The 15,151-nt window shown below is 74.9% G+C and carries 13 protein-coding genes; 6 read left to right on the forward strand and 7 right to left on the reverse strand.

Annotated elements, in window-relative coordinates; translation table 11 throughout:
* Positions 1–6: 6 nt before the first annotated feature.
* From AC6CH9_RS02730 to AC6CH9_RS02740, 3 genes are all read right to left on the reverse strand, one after another.
* Positions 7–1,098 carry a pirin family protein gene (locus AC6CH9_RS02730; protein ID WP_498153534.1) on the reverse strand — a complete coding sequence of 364 codons (1,092 nt, stop codon included), beginning with the start codon at positions 1,096–1,098 and terminating at the stop codon, positions 7–9.
* 652 nt (positions 1,099–1,750) lie between these two features.
* The gene (locus AC6CH9_RS02735; protein ID WP_498153535.1) at positions 1,751–2,758 is read right to left on the reverse strand and encodes a hypothetical protein; all 1,008 of its coding nucleotides are present in this window, start codon (positions 2,756–2,758) and stop codon (positions 1,751–1,753) included.
* An 89-nt stretch (positions 2,759–2,847) separates the two neighbouring features.
* Positions 2,848–3,423 carry a DinB family protein gene (locus AC6CH9_RS02740; protein WP_498153536.1) on the reverse strand — a complete coding sequence of 192 codons (576 nt, stop codon included), beginning with the start codon at positions 3,421–3,423 and terminating at the stop codon, positions 2,848–2,850.
* Positions 3,424–3,553: 130 nt separating this feature from the next.
* Here AC6CH9_RS02740 and AC6CH9_RS02745 point away from each other — a divergent pair, with 130 nt between their 5' ends.
* The 6 genes from AC6CH9_RS02745 (at position 3,554) to AC6CH9_RS02770 (ending at position 10,168) form a co-directional block, all read left to right on the forward strand.
* Entirely contained in the window at positions 3,554–4,165 is a 612-nt protein-coding gene (locus AC6CH9_RS02745) for a TetR/AcrR family transcriptional regulator (protein WP_498153537.1), read from the forward strand.
* 93 nt (positions 4,166–4,258) lie between these two features.
* The gene (locus AC6CH9_RS02750; protein ID WP_498153538.1) at positions 4,259–5,569 is read left to right on the forward strand and encodes an MFS transporter; all 1,311 of its coding nucleotides are present in this window, start codon (positions 4,259–4,261) and stop codon (positions 5,567–5,569) included.
* Between the two features lie 96 nt (positions 5,570–5,665).
* Complete coding sequence (locus AC6CH9_RS02755; RefSeq protein ID WP_498153539.1) at positions 5,666–6,334, forward strand: biliverdin-producing heme oxygenase; 669 nt, start codon at positions 5,666–5,668, stop codon at positions 6,332–6,334.
* Between the two features lie 527 nt (positions 6,335–6,861).
* Positions 6,862–8,136: a heme/hemin ABC transporter substrate-binding protein gene (locus AC6CH9_RS02760; RefSeq protein WP_498153540.1), complete on the forward strand. Its 1,275-nt coding sequence runs from the start codon at positions 6,862–6,864 to the stop codon at positions 8,134–8,136.
* A 152-nt stretch (positions 8,137–8,288) separates the two neighbouring features.
* Positions 8,289–9,299, forward strand: coding sequence for a FecCD family ABC transporter permease (locus tag AC6CH9_RS02765; RefSeq protein WP_498153705.1), 1,011 nt, complete (start codon positions 8,289–8,291; stop codon positions 9,297–9,299).
* Entirely contained in the window at positions 9,296–10,168 is an 873-nt protein-coding gene (locus AC6CH9_RS02770; protein WP_498153541.1) for a heme ABC transporter ATP-binding protein, read from the forward strand. Before AC6CH9_RS02765 ends, AC6CH9_RS02770 begins: the two co-directional genes overlap by 4 nt.
* Here AC6CH9_RS02770 and AC6CH9_RS02775 read toward each other — a convergent pair.
* The 4 genes from AC6CH9_RS02775 to AC6CH9_RS02790 all read right to left on the reverse strand — a co-directional run bounded on the left by AC6CH9_RS02775 (position 10,105) and on the right by AC6CH9_RS02790 (position 15,087).
* Positions 10,105–10,848 carry a phosphatase PAP2 family protein gene (locus tag AC6CH9_RS02775; protein ID WP_498153542.1) on the reverse strand — a complete coding sequence of 248 codons (744 nt, stop codon included), beginning with the start codon at positions 10,846–10,848 and terminating at the stop codon, positions 10,105–10,107. The two genes, AC6CH9_RS02770 and AC6CH9_RS02775, sit on opposite strands and share 64 nt — an antisense overlap.
* Positions 10,849–10,925: 77 nt before the next feature.
* Positions 10,926–12,233, reverse strand: coding sequence for a HAMP domain-containing sensor histidine kinase (locus AC6CH9_RS02780; protein WP_498153543.1), 1,308 nt, complete (start codon positions 12,231–12,233; stop codon positions 10,926–10,928).
* Positions 12,230–12,889 carry a response regulator transcription factor gene (locus AC6CH9_RS02785; RefSeq protein ID WP_498153544.1) on the reverse strand — a complete coding sequence of 220 codons (660 nt, stop codon included), beginning with the start codon at positions 12,887–12,889 and terminating at the stop codon, positions 12,230–12,232. The genes AC6CH9_RS02780 and AC6CH9_RS02785 overlap by 4 nt, the downstream gene beginning before the upstream one ends.
* A 92-nt stretch (positions 12,890–12,981) precedes the next feature.
* Positions 12,982–15,087, reverse strand: coding sequence for an elongation factor G (locus AC6CH9_RS02790; RefSeq protein ID WP_498153545.1), 2,106 nt, complete (start codon positions 15,085–15,087; stop codon positions 12,982–12,984).
* Positions 15,088–15,151 lie beyond the last annotated feature (64 nt).

Consider the following 15,151-nt stretch of genomic DNA (forward strand, 5'->3'; position numbering starts at 1 on the left):
GGCAGTCTACTGGCGCCCCACCGGCCGGGTGCGGGGCCGCAGGCGGACGTCGGGCAGCGCGGGCGCGGGCAGCGGGCCGCCGTCGTACCCGACGACCTCGCCGTAGCGCCCGTAGCGCGCACCGTCGGCGTACCGGGTCCCGCCATGGTTCGGCCCCGCGCCGCCGGTGACCTCGAGCTGCGCCTGCCAGTCCGCGCGGGCGCGCGCGACGTCGTCGTGCGACCGGCCCACGAAGTTCCACCACATGACGATGTCCTCGCCGAACGGCTCGCCGCCCACGATCACGACCCGCGCCGGCGCGTCCGGTCCGGCCTCGACCGTGAGCGTCCCGCGCCCCGGCGCGACGTACCCGAGCGACGACGGCGGGACCTCCTCCCCCTCCAGGCGCACCGCCCCGTCGTCCACGAGCAGGCCGTGCTCGAACGCCGGGTCGACGTCGAGCGTCACGCGCGCCCCGGCCTCCAGGTCGATCTGTGCCCCGACGAGCGGCGAGTACGTCGTCGCGGGCGAGCGCAGCTCCGCGCCCGCGACGCCCAGGCTCCCGACGAAGACCTGGACCCGGGCGCCGGCGACCTCGACGACCGGCAGGTCGGCGTGGTGCTCGAACGCCGGCGGGTCCGCGAGCCGGTCGCCCGGGAGCGCGACCCAGAGCTGGACCCCGTGCAGGACCGGCGGACGGACGCCGCGCGGCGACTCCTCCGAGTGGGAGATGCCACGGCCCGCGGTCATGAGGTTGAGCTCCCCGGGGCGGACCGTCTGGAGCGACCCCACGGCGTCCCGGTGCAGGATCTCCCCGGCGAAGAGCCACGTGACGGTCTGGAGTCCGGTGTGCGGGTGCGGCGGGACCTGCATGCCGTCGGTGCCGTCGCCGATCGCCGGCAGCGGGTCCGGACCGTAGTGGTCGAGGAAGCACCACGCCCCCACGAGCGAGCGCGCGCGCTGCGGGATCGTGCGCCGCACGCGCATGGCGCGCGTGCCGCCGAGCGGGACGTCGCGGTGCTCGAGGATCTCCACCGTCGGCGCCGCGTCGGCGCCCTCGCCGTGCGGGGTCCCCGCGGAGCAGACGCGCTCCTCGGGCCGGGTCTCGAGGTTGCTCATGGCACGAGCGTAGGCGCGGCGGACGGACGCGGCCCACCGGCCCGTGGACGGGTCTTCGCGTCGCGGGACGCCCGCGGGAGAATGGCAGCGAGGCCCCTCGGAGCAGGATTCCGAGGGGCCTCGCCGTGTCCGCGCGACCCCGGGGCGGTCGGGCACGTGGCCCGTCGGGGCGCCGCTCGCGACGTGGCGGCCCGGCGTCCTCGCGTCCGGCCCGGATACCCCGGGCAGGCGTGCTGACGCCGATCGCGGTCGGCCTTCCGGGTCCGGTCGGAACCTGCGCCGTCGCGCGCAGCCCCGCAGCAGGGGGTCGCGGGTCGTCCACCGTTCTCCGGTCAGCCGTGCCCTGGCGTTCGCGCCGGGCCGTCGTGCGCTCCAGGCGGGGCCGGGAGACCCCTGCGTACTGCGTGCCGGAACACCGTCGTCCGTCTGCGCCCGTCCGGGCCGTTAGGCACGTTTGTAGTCCTCACCCGAGGGGCCTGCAAGGGTTCCTACCGATGTCATTTGGCCGGACGCGAAGGCCACAGGTTCGTCCACAGGCGGCCCCGCGCCATTCCCACGGAACCCACAGCCCTGTGGATGAAATCTGTGGACAGTTCGCCCGGCCGACACGCCCGGTACGGCCGGGGCGCGCGCCGGGCGCGCACGCCGTCGGTCAGACCCAGAACTGCGTCGTCGGAGTCGCCGCCGGCGTGAGCCGCTCGTCGAGGTCGAGATCCCGCACCACGAACCCGCCGTCGTCCACGAGCGTCCCCGCGAGGCGCCCCTGGAGCATCGCCGCGAGGCGTGCGACGAGCACCCGGGCCCGCGAGCGCGCGATGACGTGCAGCCCCGACGGGCGCTCGACCTCGAGCTCGTACGGGTCCTGCGGGACCCAGGTGACGCGGTAGGCGTGCGGGCCGTGCTCCCGCCAGTCGAGCGCGCCGAGGGCGAGCGGCACCTGCGGCACGCGCTGCGCCGCCAGCCGGACCGCGCCGTCGTACGGGGTCTCCCCCGACAGCACGTACTCCGCGAGCCCGTCCGGGCGGGGGCGGACCGCGACGACGCGCGCGCTCGGGACCGTCGTGCGCAGGACGCCGAGGGCGTCGTCGGGCCCGAGGACCTGGGCGCTGTAGAGCGTGAGGTCGACCCCCGAGGCGGGGTCGGGCGTGAGCACCGTCCGCCCGTCCGCGACGACGGCGCCCCCGACGCGCCGCGCCGCCGCGACCGCCCAGCCCAGCACCTGGAGCTCGAGCCCCTGGGGCAGCCCCGCGGCGAAGGCCCGCGCGAGACCGTCGCGGTCGTCGGCGAGGGGCACCGGCGCACCGCGCGGGGCCGGGTCGTCGACGTGCAGCGCGAACACCTCGGCGCTCCCGCCCGCGAGGTCGAGCGCCTGCGTCTGCGGCGGCGTGAGCGGGAACGGCCCGACGACGCGCGCGCCCTCGGCGAGCCGGAGCTCGCCCGGCGTCACCACGCCGTCGGGCACCACGCCCCGGAACCGCGCGCCGACCATGGGGCGGGTGGCTCCCCCGCCGCCGGGCGGCGTCGTCCACGCCGCGTCCGCGAACCAGGCGCGCGCGAGGGTGTCCACGGGCGTACGAGCCGCACCGCGGGAGCGAGGCACCGCGAGAAGGTGCGCTCCCGCGTGCGCGTCCGGCACGAGGCCGGCGACGGTGGCGTCCATGACCGGACCGTAGGGCGACCGGAATGCCGGGACGTTACGCCCGTGTCACGGCCGTGCGTCTCCTGCCGCGGCGCGTGCCGCGCGTCCGGTCAGGCGCCCACGTCGTGCAGGTGGTGGACGACGTCGTGCACGAAGTACTGGCCGAGCGTGCGCACCGTGAACACGGATCCGTTCGACCGCCGCCCGGGGCGCTCCCACTGGTCCGGGACGAGCGCGTCGAACCGGCCCGCGACCCGGTCGCCCGCGACCTCGAGCTCGCGCGCCACGACCGCCGGGTCCTGGTGCGCGTAGTCGTCCTCGACCGCCGTCGCGTCCTGGTCCCAGTTCGCGAACTGCGGGTCGTCGCCCTCGACCATCGACTGCACGCGCACGTCGAACACGGAGAAGACGTCGCGGACGTGCGCGGCGTACTCGAGCACGGACCACGTCGTGGCGTCGGGGCGGACGCGCACGTCCGCGCGGCCCAGCGCGGCGACGTAGCGCGGGACGGCGTCGCGCACCGCTGCGCCCACCCTGTCGGGCGTCACCTCGGCCGCCACGAACCCGCACTCCGGGCACGGGCGCTCCATGACCCACGTCCAGTCCTTGGTGTCCCCGGGGACGGGCGGGAAGTCCGGGTCCGGGGTCGTCGCGGGGACGCCGTCGGGCGACGCGGTGGTGTCCATGGCGGCAGTGTGCCAGACGGCGGAGCGCGGCCGGGAGCTTCGTCCGCGGCTGGTGAAGGCCCCGCGGCGGCCCGGTCGCCGTCCGCAGGAGCCGATTAGCGTTCTGACACGACCTCCCTATGATGTCAGCATGCCCAAGATCATCGGAGGGTCCCTCCACGAGCACCGCGCCCAGACCCGGCAGAAGCTCTTCGCGGCGCTCTCGACCCTCATGATGGACCGCGGCTTCGACGCCATCTCGCTCGCCGATATCGCCGCCGCCGCGGGCGTCGGCAGGACGGCGGTGTACAACCACTTCCCCGACAAGGAGGCGCTGCTCCTCGGGTTCATCACCCACGAGACGGAGCAGTACGTCGGGACGCTCGAGCGGGCGCTGGAGGACGTCGACGACCCGGTCGAACAGCTCCGCACCTACATCCGCCAGCAGGCCCAGCTCAAGCGCATCTTCCACCTGGCGCCGGGCCCGGACCTGCGCACCGTGCTCTCGCGCACGACGCGCCAGCGCCTGCGCGAGCACGCCGAGCTCGTCGAGACGATCCTGCGTCGCATCGTGGCGTCGGGCATCGAGGTCGGGGAGTTCCCCGAGCAGGACATCGACACCACCGTGCAGCTCGTCAACGCGTGCCTCTCCGGCAGGCTCGTGCCCGACGACCCGGCCGCGCGCGAGCAGGCGATCGAGGCGACCGAGGCATTCGTGCTGCGCGCCGTCGGTGCCGACGCGTCACCCGCGCTCACGCGCTGACCCGGCCCCGGACCAGCCGCCGTCGCTTCTCCCCCGAGCAGAAGCGACCGTGAGTGCGTGAAGCCTGCGGCAACCGTCGCCTAGCCTCGGGTCGTGCCGACCCTTCGCCGCCGCAGGCTCCCCGACGCCCCCGCCCGGGTGCGCGCCGGGCTCGGCGCGCCGTTCCGGAACGTCTTCACCGCAAACCTCAGCTCGAGCCTGGGTGACGGCATCGCGCGCGTCGCGTCGCCGCTGCTCGCCGCCCGGCTGACCGACGACCCGTTCCTCGCGTCCGGCATCGCCGCCGTCTCGCTCCTGCCCTGGCTGTTCTTCGCGATCCCCGCCGGCGTGCTGCTCGACCGCGTCGACCGCCGGCACGCGCTCGCGCTCGCGAACGGCGCGCGCACGCTCCTCGCCCTCGGGCTCGTCGCCCTGGCCGCGACGGGCACGCTGACGATCTGGTGGCTCTACGCCGTCGTCTTCCTCTACGGCGCGCTGGAGACCGTGTACGACGGCGCGATCCGCGCGGTGCTGCCCTCGATCGTGCGGCCCGCCGACCTCCCGCGCGCGAACTCGCGCATCGAGGCGGGCGAGATCACCGTCCAGAACTTCCTCTCCGCACCGCTCACGTCGGCGCTGTTCGCGGTCGCCGTCGTCGTGCCGCTCGGGACAGGCGCCGCCGCCTATGCCGTCGCGGGGGCGCTCGCGCTCTTCCTGCCCGCCGTCGCCGCGGGCGAGCACCGCGCCGCGGCCGTCGAGGGGGCCGAGCCCGCCCCGCCCTGGTTCCGTCAGCTCGGCGACGGGTTCCGCTACCTGTGGGCGCACCCGACCCTGCGCCCGCTGTGGCTGCTCTCGATCGTCGTCGGGCTCTGCTTCTCCGCCGCGACCGCGACGATCGTGCTCTACGTCCTCGACGTGCTGGGCGTCCCCGAGGCCTGGTACGGGACGTTCCTGCTGGTCGGGGCGGCCGGGTCGCTCGTCGCGGCTGCCGTGGCGAACCCCGCCAAGGAGCGCTTCGGGACCGGCCCGACGATGGCCGTCGCGAACCTCGTCTCGACGGTCGTGCTCGTGCTCCTCGGGCTCGCCCCGCTCCTGCCCGGCCCCGGCGTCGCGGTGGCCGCCGGCGCCGCCCTGTTCGCCGTGAGCTCCGGTGCCGTCACGGTCTGGAACGTGCTCGTCATGTCGCTGCGGCAGGCGATGATCCCCGGCCGCCTGCTCGGCCGCGTGCACGGCACGTGGCGGACGCTCCTGTGGGGGGTGATGCCGCTCGGCGCGTTCCTCGGCGGGCTCATGGCTCGCGCGGACCTGGCGACGCCGCTCGTCGTCGGCGGTGGCCTGGGCAGCCTGGTCGCGCTGCTCGGCTTCCGGTTCCTCGCCGGGCTCCCCGACCCGGAGGACGTGGACCAGAACCCGGACGGAGGATAGGCAAGCCTCACCTGGATGGGTTACAGTTCCTGACGCATCGTCATGACAGAACGTCACGATGAGCGACCTGACCCGACGCTACCCGCAGGAGCCACCGTGACTGCTCTCACCCACGACCTCGACCGCACCGACGAGACCGTGCCGCTGTCCCAGCGCCTGCGCGAGGGCACGCGCCCCGAGCACGAGCAGGCCGAGAGCTCTGGCTTCGTCGAGCGGCTCATGTCCGGGCAGCTCGACGTGGCGGCGTACGCGGACCTCGCGGCCCAGCAGTGGGCGATCTACGGCGCGCTCGAGGACGCGAGCGCGGCCATGCGCGCCGACGCCCAGGGCTCGACGCTCGTCTTCGACGAGCTCACGCGCACCCCCGAGATCGAGAAGGACCTCGCGTTCCTCGTCGGCGCCGACTGGGCCGAGCGCATCACCATCCACCCCGCGACCGAGCGGTACGTCGCACGCCTGCGCGCGGTCGGCGCGTCGCTGCCCGCGTACGCCGCGCACGCGTACACCCGCTACCTCGGCGACCTCTCGGGCGGGCAGATCATCAAGCGCATGCTCGAGCGCCACTACGGCCTCTCGGGCGACGGCCTCGCGTTCTACACGTTCGTCGAGATCCCCAAGTCCAAGCCGTTCAAGGACGTCTACCGCGAGCGCCTCGACGGCCTCGTCCTCACGCCCGCCCAGCTCGACGAGACCGTCGCCGAGGCCAAGCACGCCTTCCGCCTCAACAGCGACCTCTTCGCCGACCTCGGCGCCGCCCACTGCTGACGCCGAGGTAGAGCCCTGGTCGGCCGAGGTAGAGCCCTGGTCGGCCGAGGCAGAGCCCTGGTCGGCCGAGGTAGAGGCAGGGTTCTTGTGGTCGACGGCGCACGGTCGGCCTGGACGGTCGGGCTCAGCCGGCCAGCTGCTCGCGGTAGCGGCTCTGCTCGTCGCGAGGCATGAGGGGCGACCGGCGCGGTCGCGCGAGAGAGCGGTGACCACGGCTCTACCTCGGCGGACCAGGGCTCTACCTCGCGCGACCACGGCTCTACCTCGGCGGACCAGGGCTCTACCTCGCGCGACCACGGCTCTACCTCGGCGGACCAGGGCTCTACCTCGCGCGACCACGGCTCTACCTCGAGGGAGCCGGGTTCTTCCTCGGTCGAGTGGGTGGGGTTCGTGCCGTTCACGTGAGGCTCATTACTCGCGAGACGGTCGGAGATCGCTTCAAGTCAGGTTAGGCTCGTCTTACCTGGGGCGGGCGACGGCCTCGCCGGGTCGCGCCCTCCCGCGCACCGCTCCCTGGAGAACTCCCCATGCCTCACGCTGCCCGCTCCGCGCTGCACCACGGCTCGCCGACGAGCCGTTCGACGTCACCCTCGGGGCCGTCGGGCACCGCGCCCGGTCGAGCGCGGCGGACGGTGACGGCGCTGGTCGGGGCGGGTGCCGTCGTCGTGCTGGGGCTCGTCACCGCGTGCGCGCCGCTCCCCTACGAGCCGCCCGCGACGCCGTCGGCGGAGGCGAGCCAGGACGCCACGCCCGTCGAGGCGGCGCCCGCGGAGACTGCCGACGAGACGACGGACGCGCCGGCCTGCACGACGCTCGAGGAGTCGCGCGCGGCAGGCGGCGGGTCCGACGTCGACCCCGCGTCGTTCCCCACCGGGCCCACGAGCGCGACGTTCGCCGACGACGCGATCCACCCGGTCGCGGACGCTCCGGCCCCACAGCTTCCGGTCACGGTCGAGTCGGTCGACGGCCGCCAGGTCGAGATCACCGACGTGAGCCGCATCATCCCGGTCGACCTCTACGGGACGCTGGGCGAGATCGTCTACAGCCTCGGACTGGGTGACAACGTCGTCGGGCGGGACCTGCCGACGGGCTTCCCCGAGGCCGCGGACGTCCCCGTCGTCACGGGCGCGGGCCACGCGCTCGACGTCGAGGCGATCCTCGGGCTCGACCCGTCCGTGATCCTCACCGACGCGACGATCCTCACCGACGACGTGCGCAGCCAGCTCGAGAGCTCGGGCATCCCCGTCGTGTACTTCGACGAGGCGCGCACGCTCGACGGCGTGGACGACCGGATCCGCGCCGTCGCGACCGCGCTCGGCGTGCCCGCGCAGGGCGAGGCCCTGGTCGAGCGCACGGACCGGCAGATCTGCGCGGCCCTGGCCGCGGTGCCGCAGGACACCGGGACGCCGCGCGTCGCGTTCCTCTACCTGCGCGGGTCGAACATCAAGATGCTGTTCGGGCCCGGCTCGGGCGCCGACGACCTGATCCAGGAGATCGGCGGCGAGGACGCCGGGACGGCGATCGGCCTCACGCAGCAGTACGCGCCCGTCACGAGCGAGGCGATCATCAGCGCCACGCCCGACGCCTACCTCGTCATGACCGACGGGCTCGAGTCGATGGGCGGCCTCGACGCCATGCTGGCGATCCCCGGCCTCGCGCAGACGCCCGCGGGCGAGACGCGCCGCGTCGTCGACATGGACGGCTCGCGCCTCCTCACGTTCGGCCCTCGCACCGGCGCCACGATCGCATCGCTCGTCGAGGCCTTCTACGGCGTGCCCGCGCCGGAGCTCCCGGCGTCGTGAGCGCGCCCGTCACCCGCCCCCTCGGCACGCCCGAGGACGCGCCCGGTCCCGAGGGCGTCGCCGCGCCCGACGGCGCCCCAGACCCGGGCAGGCGGCCCGCCCGGGTGGGCCCCGCCGTCGGGCAGCAGCGGCGCCGGGCCGCGCAGTGGCTCATGGTCGGGCTGGGCGTCGCGCTCGCGGTGCTCACGGTCGTGTCGGGCATGACGGGTCAGGTGCCCGTGTCGCCCGCGGAGGTGCTGGGCTCGCTCGCGCACCACGTCGGGCTCGACTGGGGACCCATGCCGTCGCACCCGCAGGGCGAGAACGCGCTGTGGGTCGTGCGGTTCCCGCGCGTCGTGCTCGCGATCGTCGTGGGCGCCGCGCTCGCGTGCTCGGGCGCGCTCATGCAGGGCGTGTTCGGCAACCCGCTCGCGGAGCCGGGCGTCATCGGGGTGTCGTCGGGCGCGGCCGTGGGCGCGTGCGCGGTCATCGTCACCGCGGGCGCGCTCGTGCCGGGCACGTGGGTCGCTGCGGCGGCGTTCGCCGGCGGTCTCGTCACGACGTTCGTCGTCTACGCGCTCGCGCGCGCCGGGGGGCGGACCGAGGTCGTGACGCTCGTGCTCACGGGCATCGCGGTCAACGCGTTCGCGGGCGGGATGCTCGCGTTCTTCACGTTCGTCGCCGACCCGGCGGCGCGCGAGCAGATCGTCTTCTGGCAGCTCGGGTCGCTCGGCGGCGCGACGTGGCAGTCCGTCGCGGTCGTCCTGCCGATCGCGGTCGTCGGCGTCGCGGGCGCGATGCTCGTGCGCCGCAAGATGGACCTGCTCGCGCTCGGCGAGCGCGCGGCCCAGCACCTCGGGGTCGACGTCGAGCGGCTGCGCCAGCTCGTCATCGTCCTCGTGGCGCTGCTCGTCTCCGCCGGGGTCGCGTTCACGGGGATCATCGCGTTCGTCGGGCTCGTCGTGCCGCACCTCGTACGCATGGTGTGCGGGCCGAGCCACCGCACGCTCATCCCTGCGTCCGTGCTGGGCGGCGCCGTCGTGCTGCTCGCCGCCGACCTCCTCGCGCGCAGCGCCGTCGCGAACGTCGAGCTGCCGCTCGGCATGATCACGTCGCTCGTCGGCGGGCCGTTCTTCTTCTACCTGCTGCGCCGCACGCGCTCGCGCCAGGGAGGCTGGGCATGAGCGACCTGCGCCACGAGGGCTCCTCGTTCCTCGGTTCCCTGCGCACCGCCGTCACCGGTGCCCGACGGCGGTCCCGCCTCCCCGGGCCCGTCGCGCCCGGCGACGTGGTCACCGCCGCGCACGACGTGTCCCTCACGCTCGGCGAGGCACCGATCCTGCGCGACGTGTCGGTCGACGTCCGGGCGGGCGAGGTCCGCGCGCTGCTCGGGCCCAACGGGGCGGGCAAGTCGTCGCTGCTCGCCGTGCTCACCGGCGACCTGGTCCCCGAGGCAGGGGACGTCGTCGTCGACGGGCGGCCGCTGCGCGCCTGGACGCCGACCGAGCTCGCCCTTCGCCGGTCCGTGATGCTCCAGCAGGTCGCGCTGAGCTTCCCGTTCACCGCCGTGGACGTCGTGCGCATGGGCCGCTCGCCGTGGCGCGGCACGCCGTTCGAGGACGAGGACGACGCCGCGGTCGCCGAGGCCCTGGCCGCGACCGACGTCGAGCACCTGGCCGACCGGCACTTCACGTCGCTGTCCGGCGGGGAGAAGGCGCGCGTCGCGCTGTCCCGCGTGCTCGCGCAGCGCACGTCGCTCCTCATGCTCGACGAGCCGACCGCCGCGCTCGACCTCAAGCACCAGGAGCTCGTGCTCCAGCTCGCCCGGGCGCACGCCGCCGCCGGAGGCGCCGTGGTCGTCGTCGTGCACGACCTCTCGCTCGCGGCCGCGTACGCCGACCAGGTCACCGTCCTCGCGGGCGGACGCGTCGTCGCCGACGGCGGACCACGCGACGTCCTCACCGCGGAGCTGCTGAGCGGCGTCTACGACTACCCCGTCGAGGTCGTCGACCACCCCGGCGGCGGCGCACCGATCGTCCTACCACGCCGCTGAGCGCGGTCGGCGCTGGAGCGCCGCTCGGCCCCCCGGTGGTTCGTGGTGAAGAGCTTGGATCGCTCGCCCCCGGTCCGTGGCGCCCGCAGCCGGAGGGCGGTGTCCTGGACGAGCACGGCGAGGAGCGCGAGGAACGTCCCGAGGCAGATTCCTGCGAGGGTGTCGGTGAGCCAGTGCACGCCCAGGTAGGTGCGGCTCACCGCCATGACGACCGCCCAGGCCAGTGCGAGCGCGACGAGCCAGCGGCGACTCAGCAAGACCGCGAGCAGGACCGCGACGGTCGCCGCGTTGGTGACGTGACCCGAGGGAAACGCGAACGAGTCGAACGACGTGACGCCGGGCCGGGGGCGCGCGACCAGGTCCTTGACGACCCAGACGACCACGGCCGACGACCCCACGGTGACGGCGAACGTGAGGGCCTCGACGCGCTTGCGGTGGGTCAGGAGCCCCACGACGACGGCCACGGGCACGACGAGCTTCCCGATCAACCTGCTGCTCATGTCGGAGACGACGGTGAGGACCGCTGTCGCGGCGGGACTGTGGAGGTGGCCGACCGCCGCCTGCCACCAGAGGTCGACCGCCAGCGGTTCCCGCCCGTCCAGCAGGACCAGTGCGAGGAGCACGAGGAACAGGGCCGCGGCGGTCGCGGCCCCGATGAACAGAGGTCGTCGGTCTCGCACCCGGCGACGATAGGAGCGGACACCTGCCACCCACCTGACTGCACCGCGGTGCACGGGGTGAGGGGGTCAGCGAGGAGTCACCGTGCCGCGGGCAGCGTAAGCCGGAACCGCGCGGGGGTCGAGGAGACGAGTACGACCTCCCCGCCGCTCGCGCGGGCGACGCGTCGCGCGAGCGGCAGCCCCAAGCCTGCCCCGGGCGACTCCGGCGCGCGGTGCCCGGGATCGAACACCGCCTCGACCTGGTCGTCGGACACCCCAGGGCCGTCGTCCTCGACGTCGATCGCCACCCAGGTGCCCGCGAGGTGCGCGCTGACCGTCACCCGGGATCGCCCGTAGCGTGTCGCGTTGGCCACCAGGGGCGAGAGCGCCCTCGCGGCCACGTCCGGCGGGGTGGACGTGACGAGCTCGGGCGAGTGGTGCACGACCACCGAGGGGCCGCCCTCGGTCATCGCGGGTCCGCTCGTCGCGGCGTCGAGCACGTCGTCGACCGGTGTGCGCACGCGCGCGGCGACCGAGCCGCGCGCGGCAGACAACAAGGTGTCGATGACCGCGTTCATGTGCGCCGTCGCGGCCACGATCCGCTCGAGGCGTTCCCGGTCTGCGTCGTGGATCCCGACCTGATGCGCTGCCAGCTCGGCCTCGGCGCGGACCACGGTCAGCGGGGTGCGCAGCTCGTGCGCGAGCTCGGCGGTGAGGCGCTGCTCCGCACGCAGGACCTGGGCCACCCGCTCCAGGAGCTGGTCGAGCACGGCACCCAGCTCGGTGATCTCGTCGCGCGCCTGGCCCAGAGCGAACCTCCGGTCGAGGTCGTGCTCGCTCCAGCGTGACGCGTCCTGGGCCATGGACCGGACCGGCCGCAGCGCACGTCCGACGGTCATCGCCGTCAGGGCCGTGACCGCAGCGACCACGAGCGCCCCGAGGAGGAGCGACGTCAGCAGCGACAGACGACGGGTGGTCTCGTAGGGCTCCAACGACGTCGCGACGACGATCGAGCCACGGCCGCCGGGCAGGTCGTCGCTGAGCAGCAGCCACTCGTCGTGCTCGGTGACGGTGCCCGCAGGTGCCCGAGCAGCGTGCGACGCGGCGTCGTCGAGGGGCCTGCCGCTCGGGCCGGAGACCAGCGCGCCGCTCGGGTCGAACACCCAGACCGCGTCGCCGGACGCCTCGTCCGGGTTCGCCCCCTCCACCGCGCCGTCCACCGTGGCGTCGGCCCGGGCCTGCAACAGCTCGGCGACGCTGGCGTCGACGGCGCGGTCCAGGGCGAGGTCTATCAGCACGACCAGCACCGCCATGGCGGCCAGGCTGAGGACGGCCGTGGTGCTGACGATCCGGGTCCGGATGCTCCAGCTGCGCCACGACAGCAGGCGCGAGACCGCGCGTCTCACCGGAGCGCGTACCCCACGCCGCGCACCGTCTCGATCCGCACCGGGGAAGCGACCGAGTCGAGCTTCGCGCGCAGTCGGCGGACGAACGAGTCGATCGTGTTCTCCTGCACCATCGCACCCCACGGCCACCCCGCGGCGACGAGGTCACGGCGCCGGACGACGGTACCCGGGCGTGCGGCGAGCGCCGCGAGCAGGCGGAACTCCGTCGGGGTGAGCGTGCTGCGACGGCCGTCGTAGTGCACCGCGAAGGTCGCGGGGTCGAGGGCGAGGCCCGTGGTCGGCGCGGTCGCGGGCCGGCGCTGCGCGAGGGCCGCGACCCGGACCTGGAGCTCCACCACGGCGAACGGCTTGGTCACGTAGTCGTCACCGCCGGCGCTGAAGCCCGAGACCAGGTCGGTGAGCGTGTCCCGGGCCGTCAGGAACAGGACCGGGGCGTTCTGCCCCGCAGCCCGCAGCGCCTGGCAGACGTCGCGGCCGTCCGCGTCGGGGAGGCCGATGTCGATGATGAGGACGTCGAGCCCGGCGTCGGGCCCGAGGACGCGCAGGGCTTCTGCGCCGGTGTGTGCGAGCACCACGCGGTGGTCCGCGCGCTCGAGCGTCTCCGCGACGGCGCGCCGCACCGCGGGGTCGTCCTCGCACACGCCCACGGTGGCCATCGCTCTCTCCTCCCCGTGCGGACCCATCGTCGCACCCGGTCGACCAGCGAGCGCTGGGTCCAGCAGCTGTCGTCGCCCCGCCCCCGTAGCGGCTAGCGTCCCGCCCCGACCCCGCCCGGGAGCACCTCGTAGCGGTCGGGGGTGGCCGTGAACGACCCGCGCCCGCCGGTGACGGAGCGCAGGTCGAGGACGTAACGTGTGAGCTCGGCCTCGGGCACGAGCGCGTCGACGCGCACGCGGCCGTCGGGCAGGGACTCGGTCGCGGTGATGTGTCCGCGGCGTGCGGAGAGGTCGCCCATGACGTCGCCCTGGGTGTCGGACGGGACGGTCACGGACACGGCGGAGACGGGTTCGAGCACGACCGTGCCCGCCGCGGCGAGCGCCTCGCGCACCCCGACACCGCCCGCGGTGCGGAACGCCATGTCGGACGAGTCGACGGAGTGGGCCTTGCCGTCGAGGACCTCGACGCGCAGGTCGACGACCGGGTAGCCGTGCGGCCCGCCGCCCTCCATGGCCTCGCGCGCGCCGCGCTCCACGGCGGGGAGGTACTGGCGCGGCACCGACCCGCCGACGACGGAGCTGACGAACTCGAACCCTTCGCCGCGCGGGAGCGGGGACACGCGGAGCTGCACGACGGCGAACTGCCCGTGCCCGCCCGACTGCTTCTTCACCTTGCCCTCGACCTCGACGGCGCGCGTGATGGTCTCGCGGTACGCGACCTGCACGGGCTCGGTCGTGACGCGCACGCCGAACGAGCGTTCCAGCCGCTCGACCGCGACCGAGAGGTGCGTGTCGCCGAGGCCGCCGAGCACGGCCTGCGAGCCGGTGAGGTCGACGTGCAGCGTCGGGTCCTCGGCGCGCAGGCGGGTCAGCGCGGAGGAGAGCTTGTCGTCGTCGGACTGCGACACGGGCCGCAGCGCGACCGCGTACACCGGGGGCCGCTCAGGAAGGTCGCGCGCGGACACGGGCGTGCGCCGGGCCGCCAGCAGCGTCCCGGTCGAGGCGGCGGAGAGCTTCGCGACGGCGGCCACGTCGCCCGCGACCACGCGGTCGACCGCGACGTGCTCGCGACCGCGCAGGCGGAACAGACCGTGCACGCGGTCCTCCGCGCCGGTCGCGGTGCTCACGAGGCGGTCGCCCGTCGCGACCGCCCCTGAGAGCACCTTGAACACCGACACCTGGCCCACGAACGGGTCGACGACTGTCCGGAAGACGTGCACGAGCGTGTCCCCCGCGGGGTCCGCCGCGACCTCCGTCGTCGCGCCCGCGGACGGGGAGCCGTCGGCGCCGCCCGACCCCGCGCCGTCGGGCAGCGCGACGACCGCCGCCCGGTCAGCAGGCGAGGGGCCGAGCTCGCACAGGAGGTCGAGCACCCGGTCGACGCCGACGCCCGTGACCGCCGACGCGAGCAGCACGGGCACGGCCTCGCCCGTGAGCACCTCGTGCGCGAGCGTGCGCTCGAGGTCCACGGCCCCGGGCTCGTCACCTGCGAGGTACGCCTCGAGCTGGTCGTCGTTGTGCGTGACGATCTCCTCCACGACCTCGTCGTGCAGCGCGTGCTCCTCGTCCCGCACTTCCGCGGGCACGTCCTCCTCGTGGGTGCGCCCGTCGCCGTCGTACTCCCGCGCGCGCTCGGTGAGGACGTCGGCCACGCCGTGCAGCGACTGCTCCTCGCCGAGCGGGAGCTCGAGCGGCACGAACGGCGCGTCGAGCGTGCCGCGCAGCGCGGCGAGGACGGTGCGGAAGCTCGCCCGCGCGCGGTCCTCCTGGGAGACGACGACGAGGCGGGGGATCCCCGCCTCGTCGCAGCGTCGCCAGACCTCCTCCGTGCCCGACTGGACCCCGTCGACGGCGCTCACCACCACGACCGCGAGGTCGGCCACCGCGAGCGCCGCGTCCACGGAGCCCGCGAAGTCCGGGGACCCGGGGGTGTCGAGCAGGGTGACCTGGTACGTGCCGCCGTCGGGCGCGCGCCAGTCCAGGTGCGCGACGCCGAGGCTCACCGAGATGCCGCGCGCGACCTCCTCGGGCTCGTGGTCGCAGACGGTCGTGCCCTCGGCGACGGAGCCGGCCCGCGGGATCGCGCCCGCGCGATGGAGGAACGCCTCCGCGAGCGTGGTCTTGCCCGAGCCGCTGTGCCCCACGAGGGCGACGTTGCGGGTCGTGGCCGGGCCGGTGGACGTCGACGTCGTGGCCATGGGTGCCTCCTGGCGGGCGGCGGGGCGCCGTGTCCCGCCAGGCTTCCAGGCTAGTGACGTCGCG

This window comes from Cellulosimicrobium sp. GQ32 (assembly GCF_059758455.1).

Excerpts from the sequence above, each read along its gene's own strand:
- AC6CH9_RS02730 (WP_498153534.1), bottom strand. The coding sequence starts at position 1,098 with ATGAGCAACCTCGAGACCCGGCCCGAGGAGCGCGTCTGCTCCGCGGGG.
- AC6CH9_RS02735 (WP_498153535.1), bottom strand. The coding sequence starts at position 2,758 with ATGGACGCCACCGTCGCCGGCCTCGTGCCGGACGCGCACGCGGGAGCG.
- AC6CH9_RS02740 (WP_498153536.1), bottom strand. The coding sequence starts at position 3,423 with ATGGACACCACCGCGTCGCCCGACGGCGTCCCCGCGACGACCCCGGAC.
- AC6CH9_RS02745 (WP_498153537.1), top strand. The coding sequence starts at position 3,554 with ATGCCCAAGATCATCGGAGGGTCCCTCCACGAGCACCGCGCCCAGACC.
- AC6CH9_RS02760 (WP_498153540.1), top strand. The coding sequence starts at position 6,862 with ATGCCTCACGCTGCCCGCTCCGCGCTGCACCACGGCTCGCCGACGAGC.
- AC6CH9_RS02765 (WP_498153705.1), top strand. The coding sequence starts at position 8,289 with ATGGTCGGGCTGGGCGTCGCGCTCGCGGTGCTCACGGTCGTGTCGGGC.
- AC6CH9_RS02770 (WP_498153541.1), top strand. The coding sequence starts at position 9,296 with ATGAGCGACCTGCGCCACGAGGGCTCCTCGTTCCTCGGTTCCCTGCGC.
- AC6CH9_RS02785 (WP_498153544.1), bottom strand. The coding sequence starts at position 12,889 with ATGGCCACCGTGGGCGTGTGCGAGGACGACCCCGCGGTGCGGCGCGCC.
- AC6CH9_RS02790 (WP_498153545.1), bottom strand. The coding sequence starts at position 15,087 with ATGGCCACGACGTCGACGTCCACCGGCCCGGCCACGACCCGCAACGTC.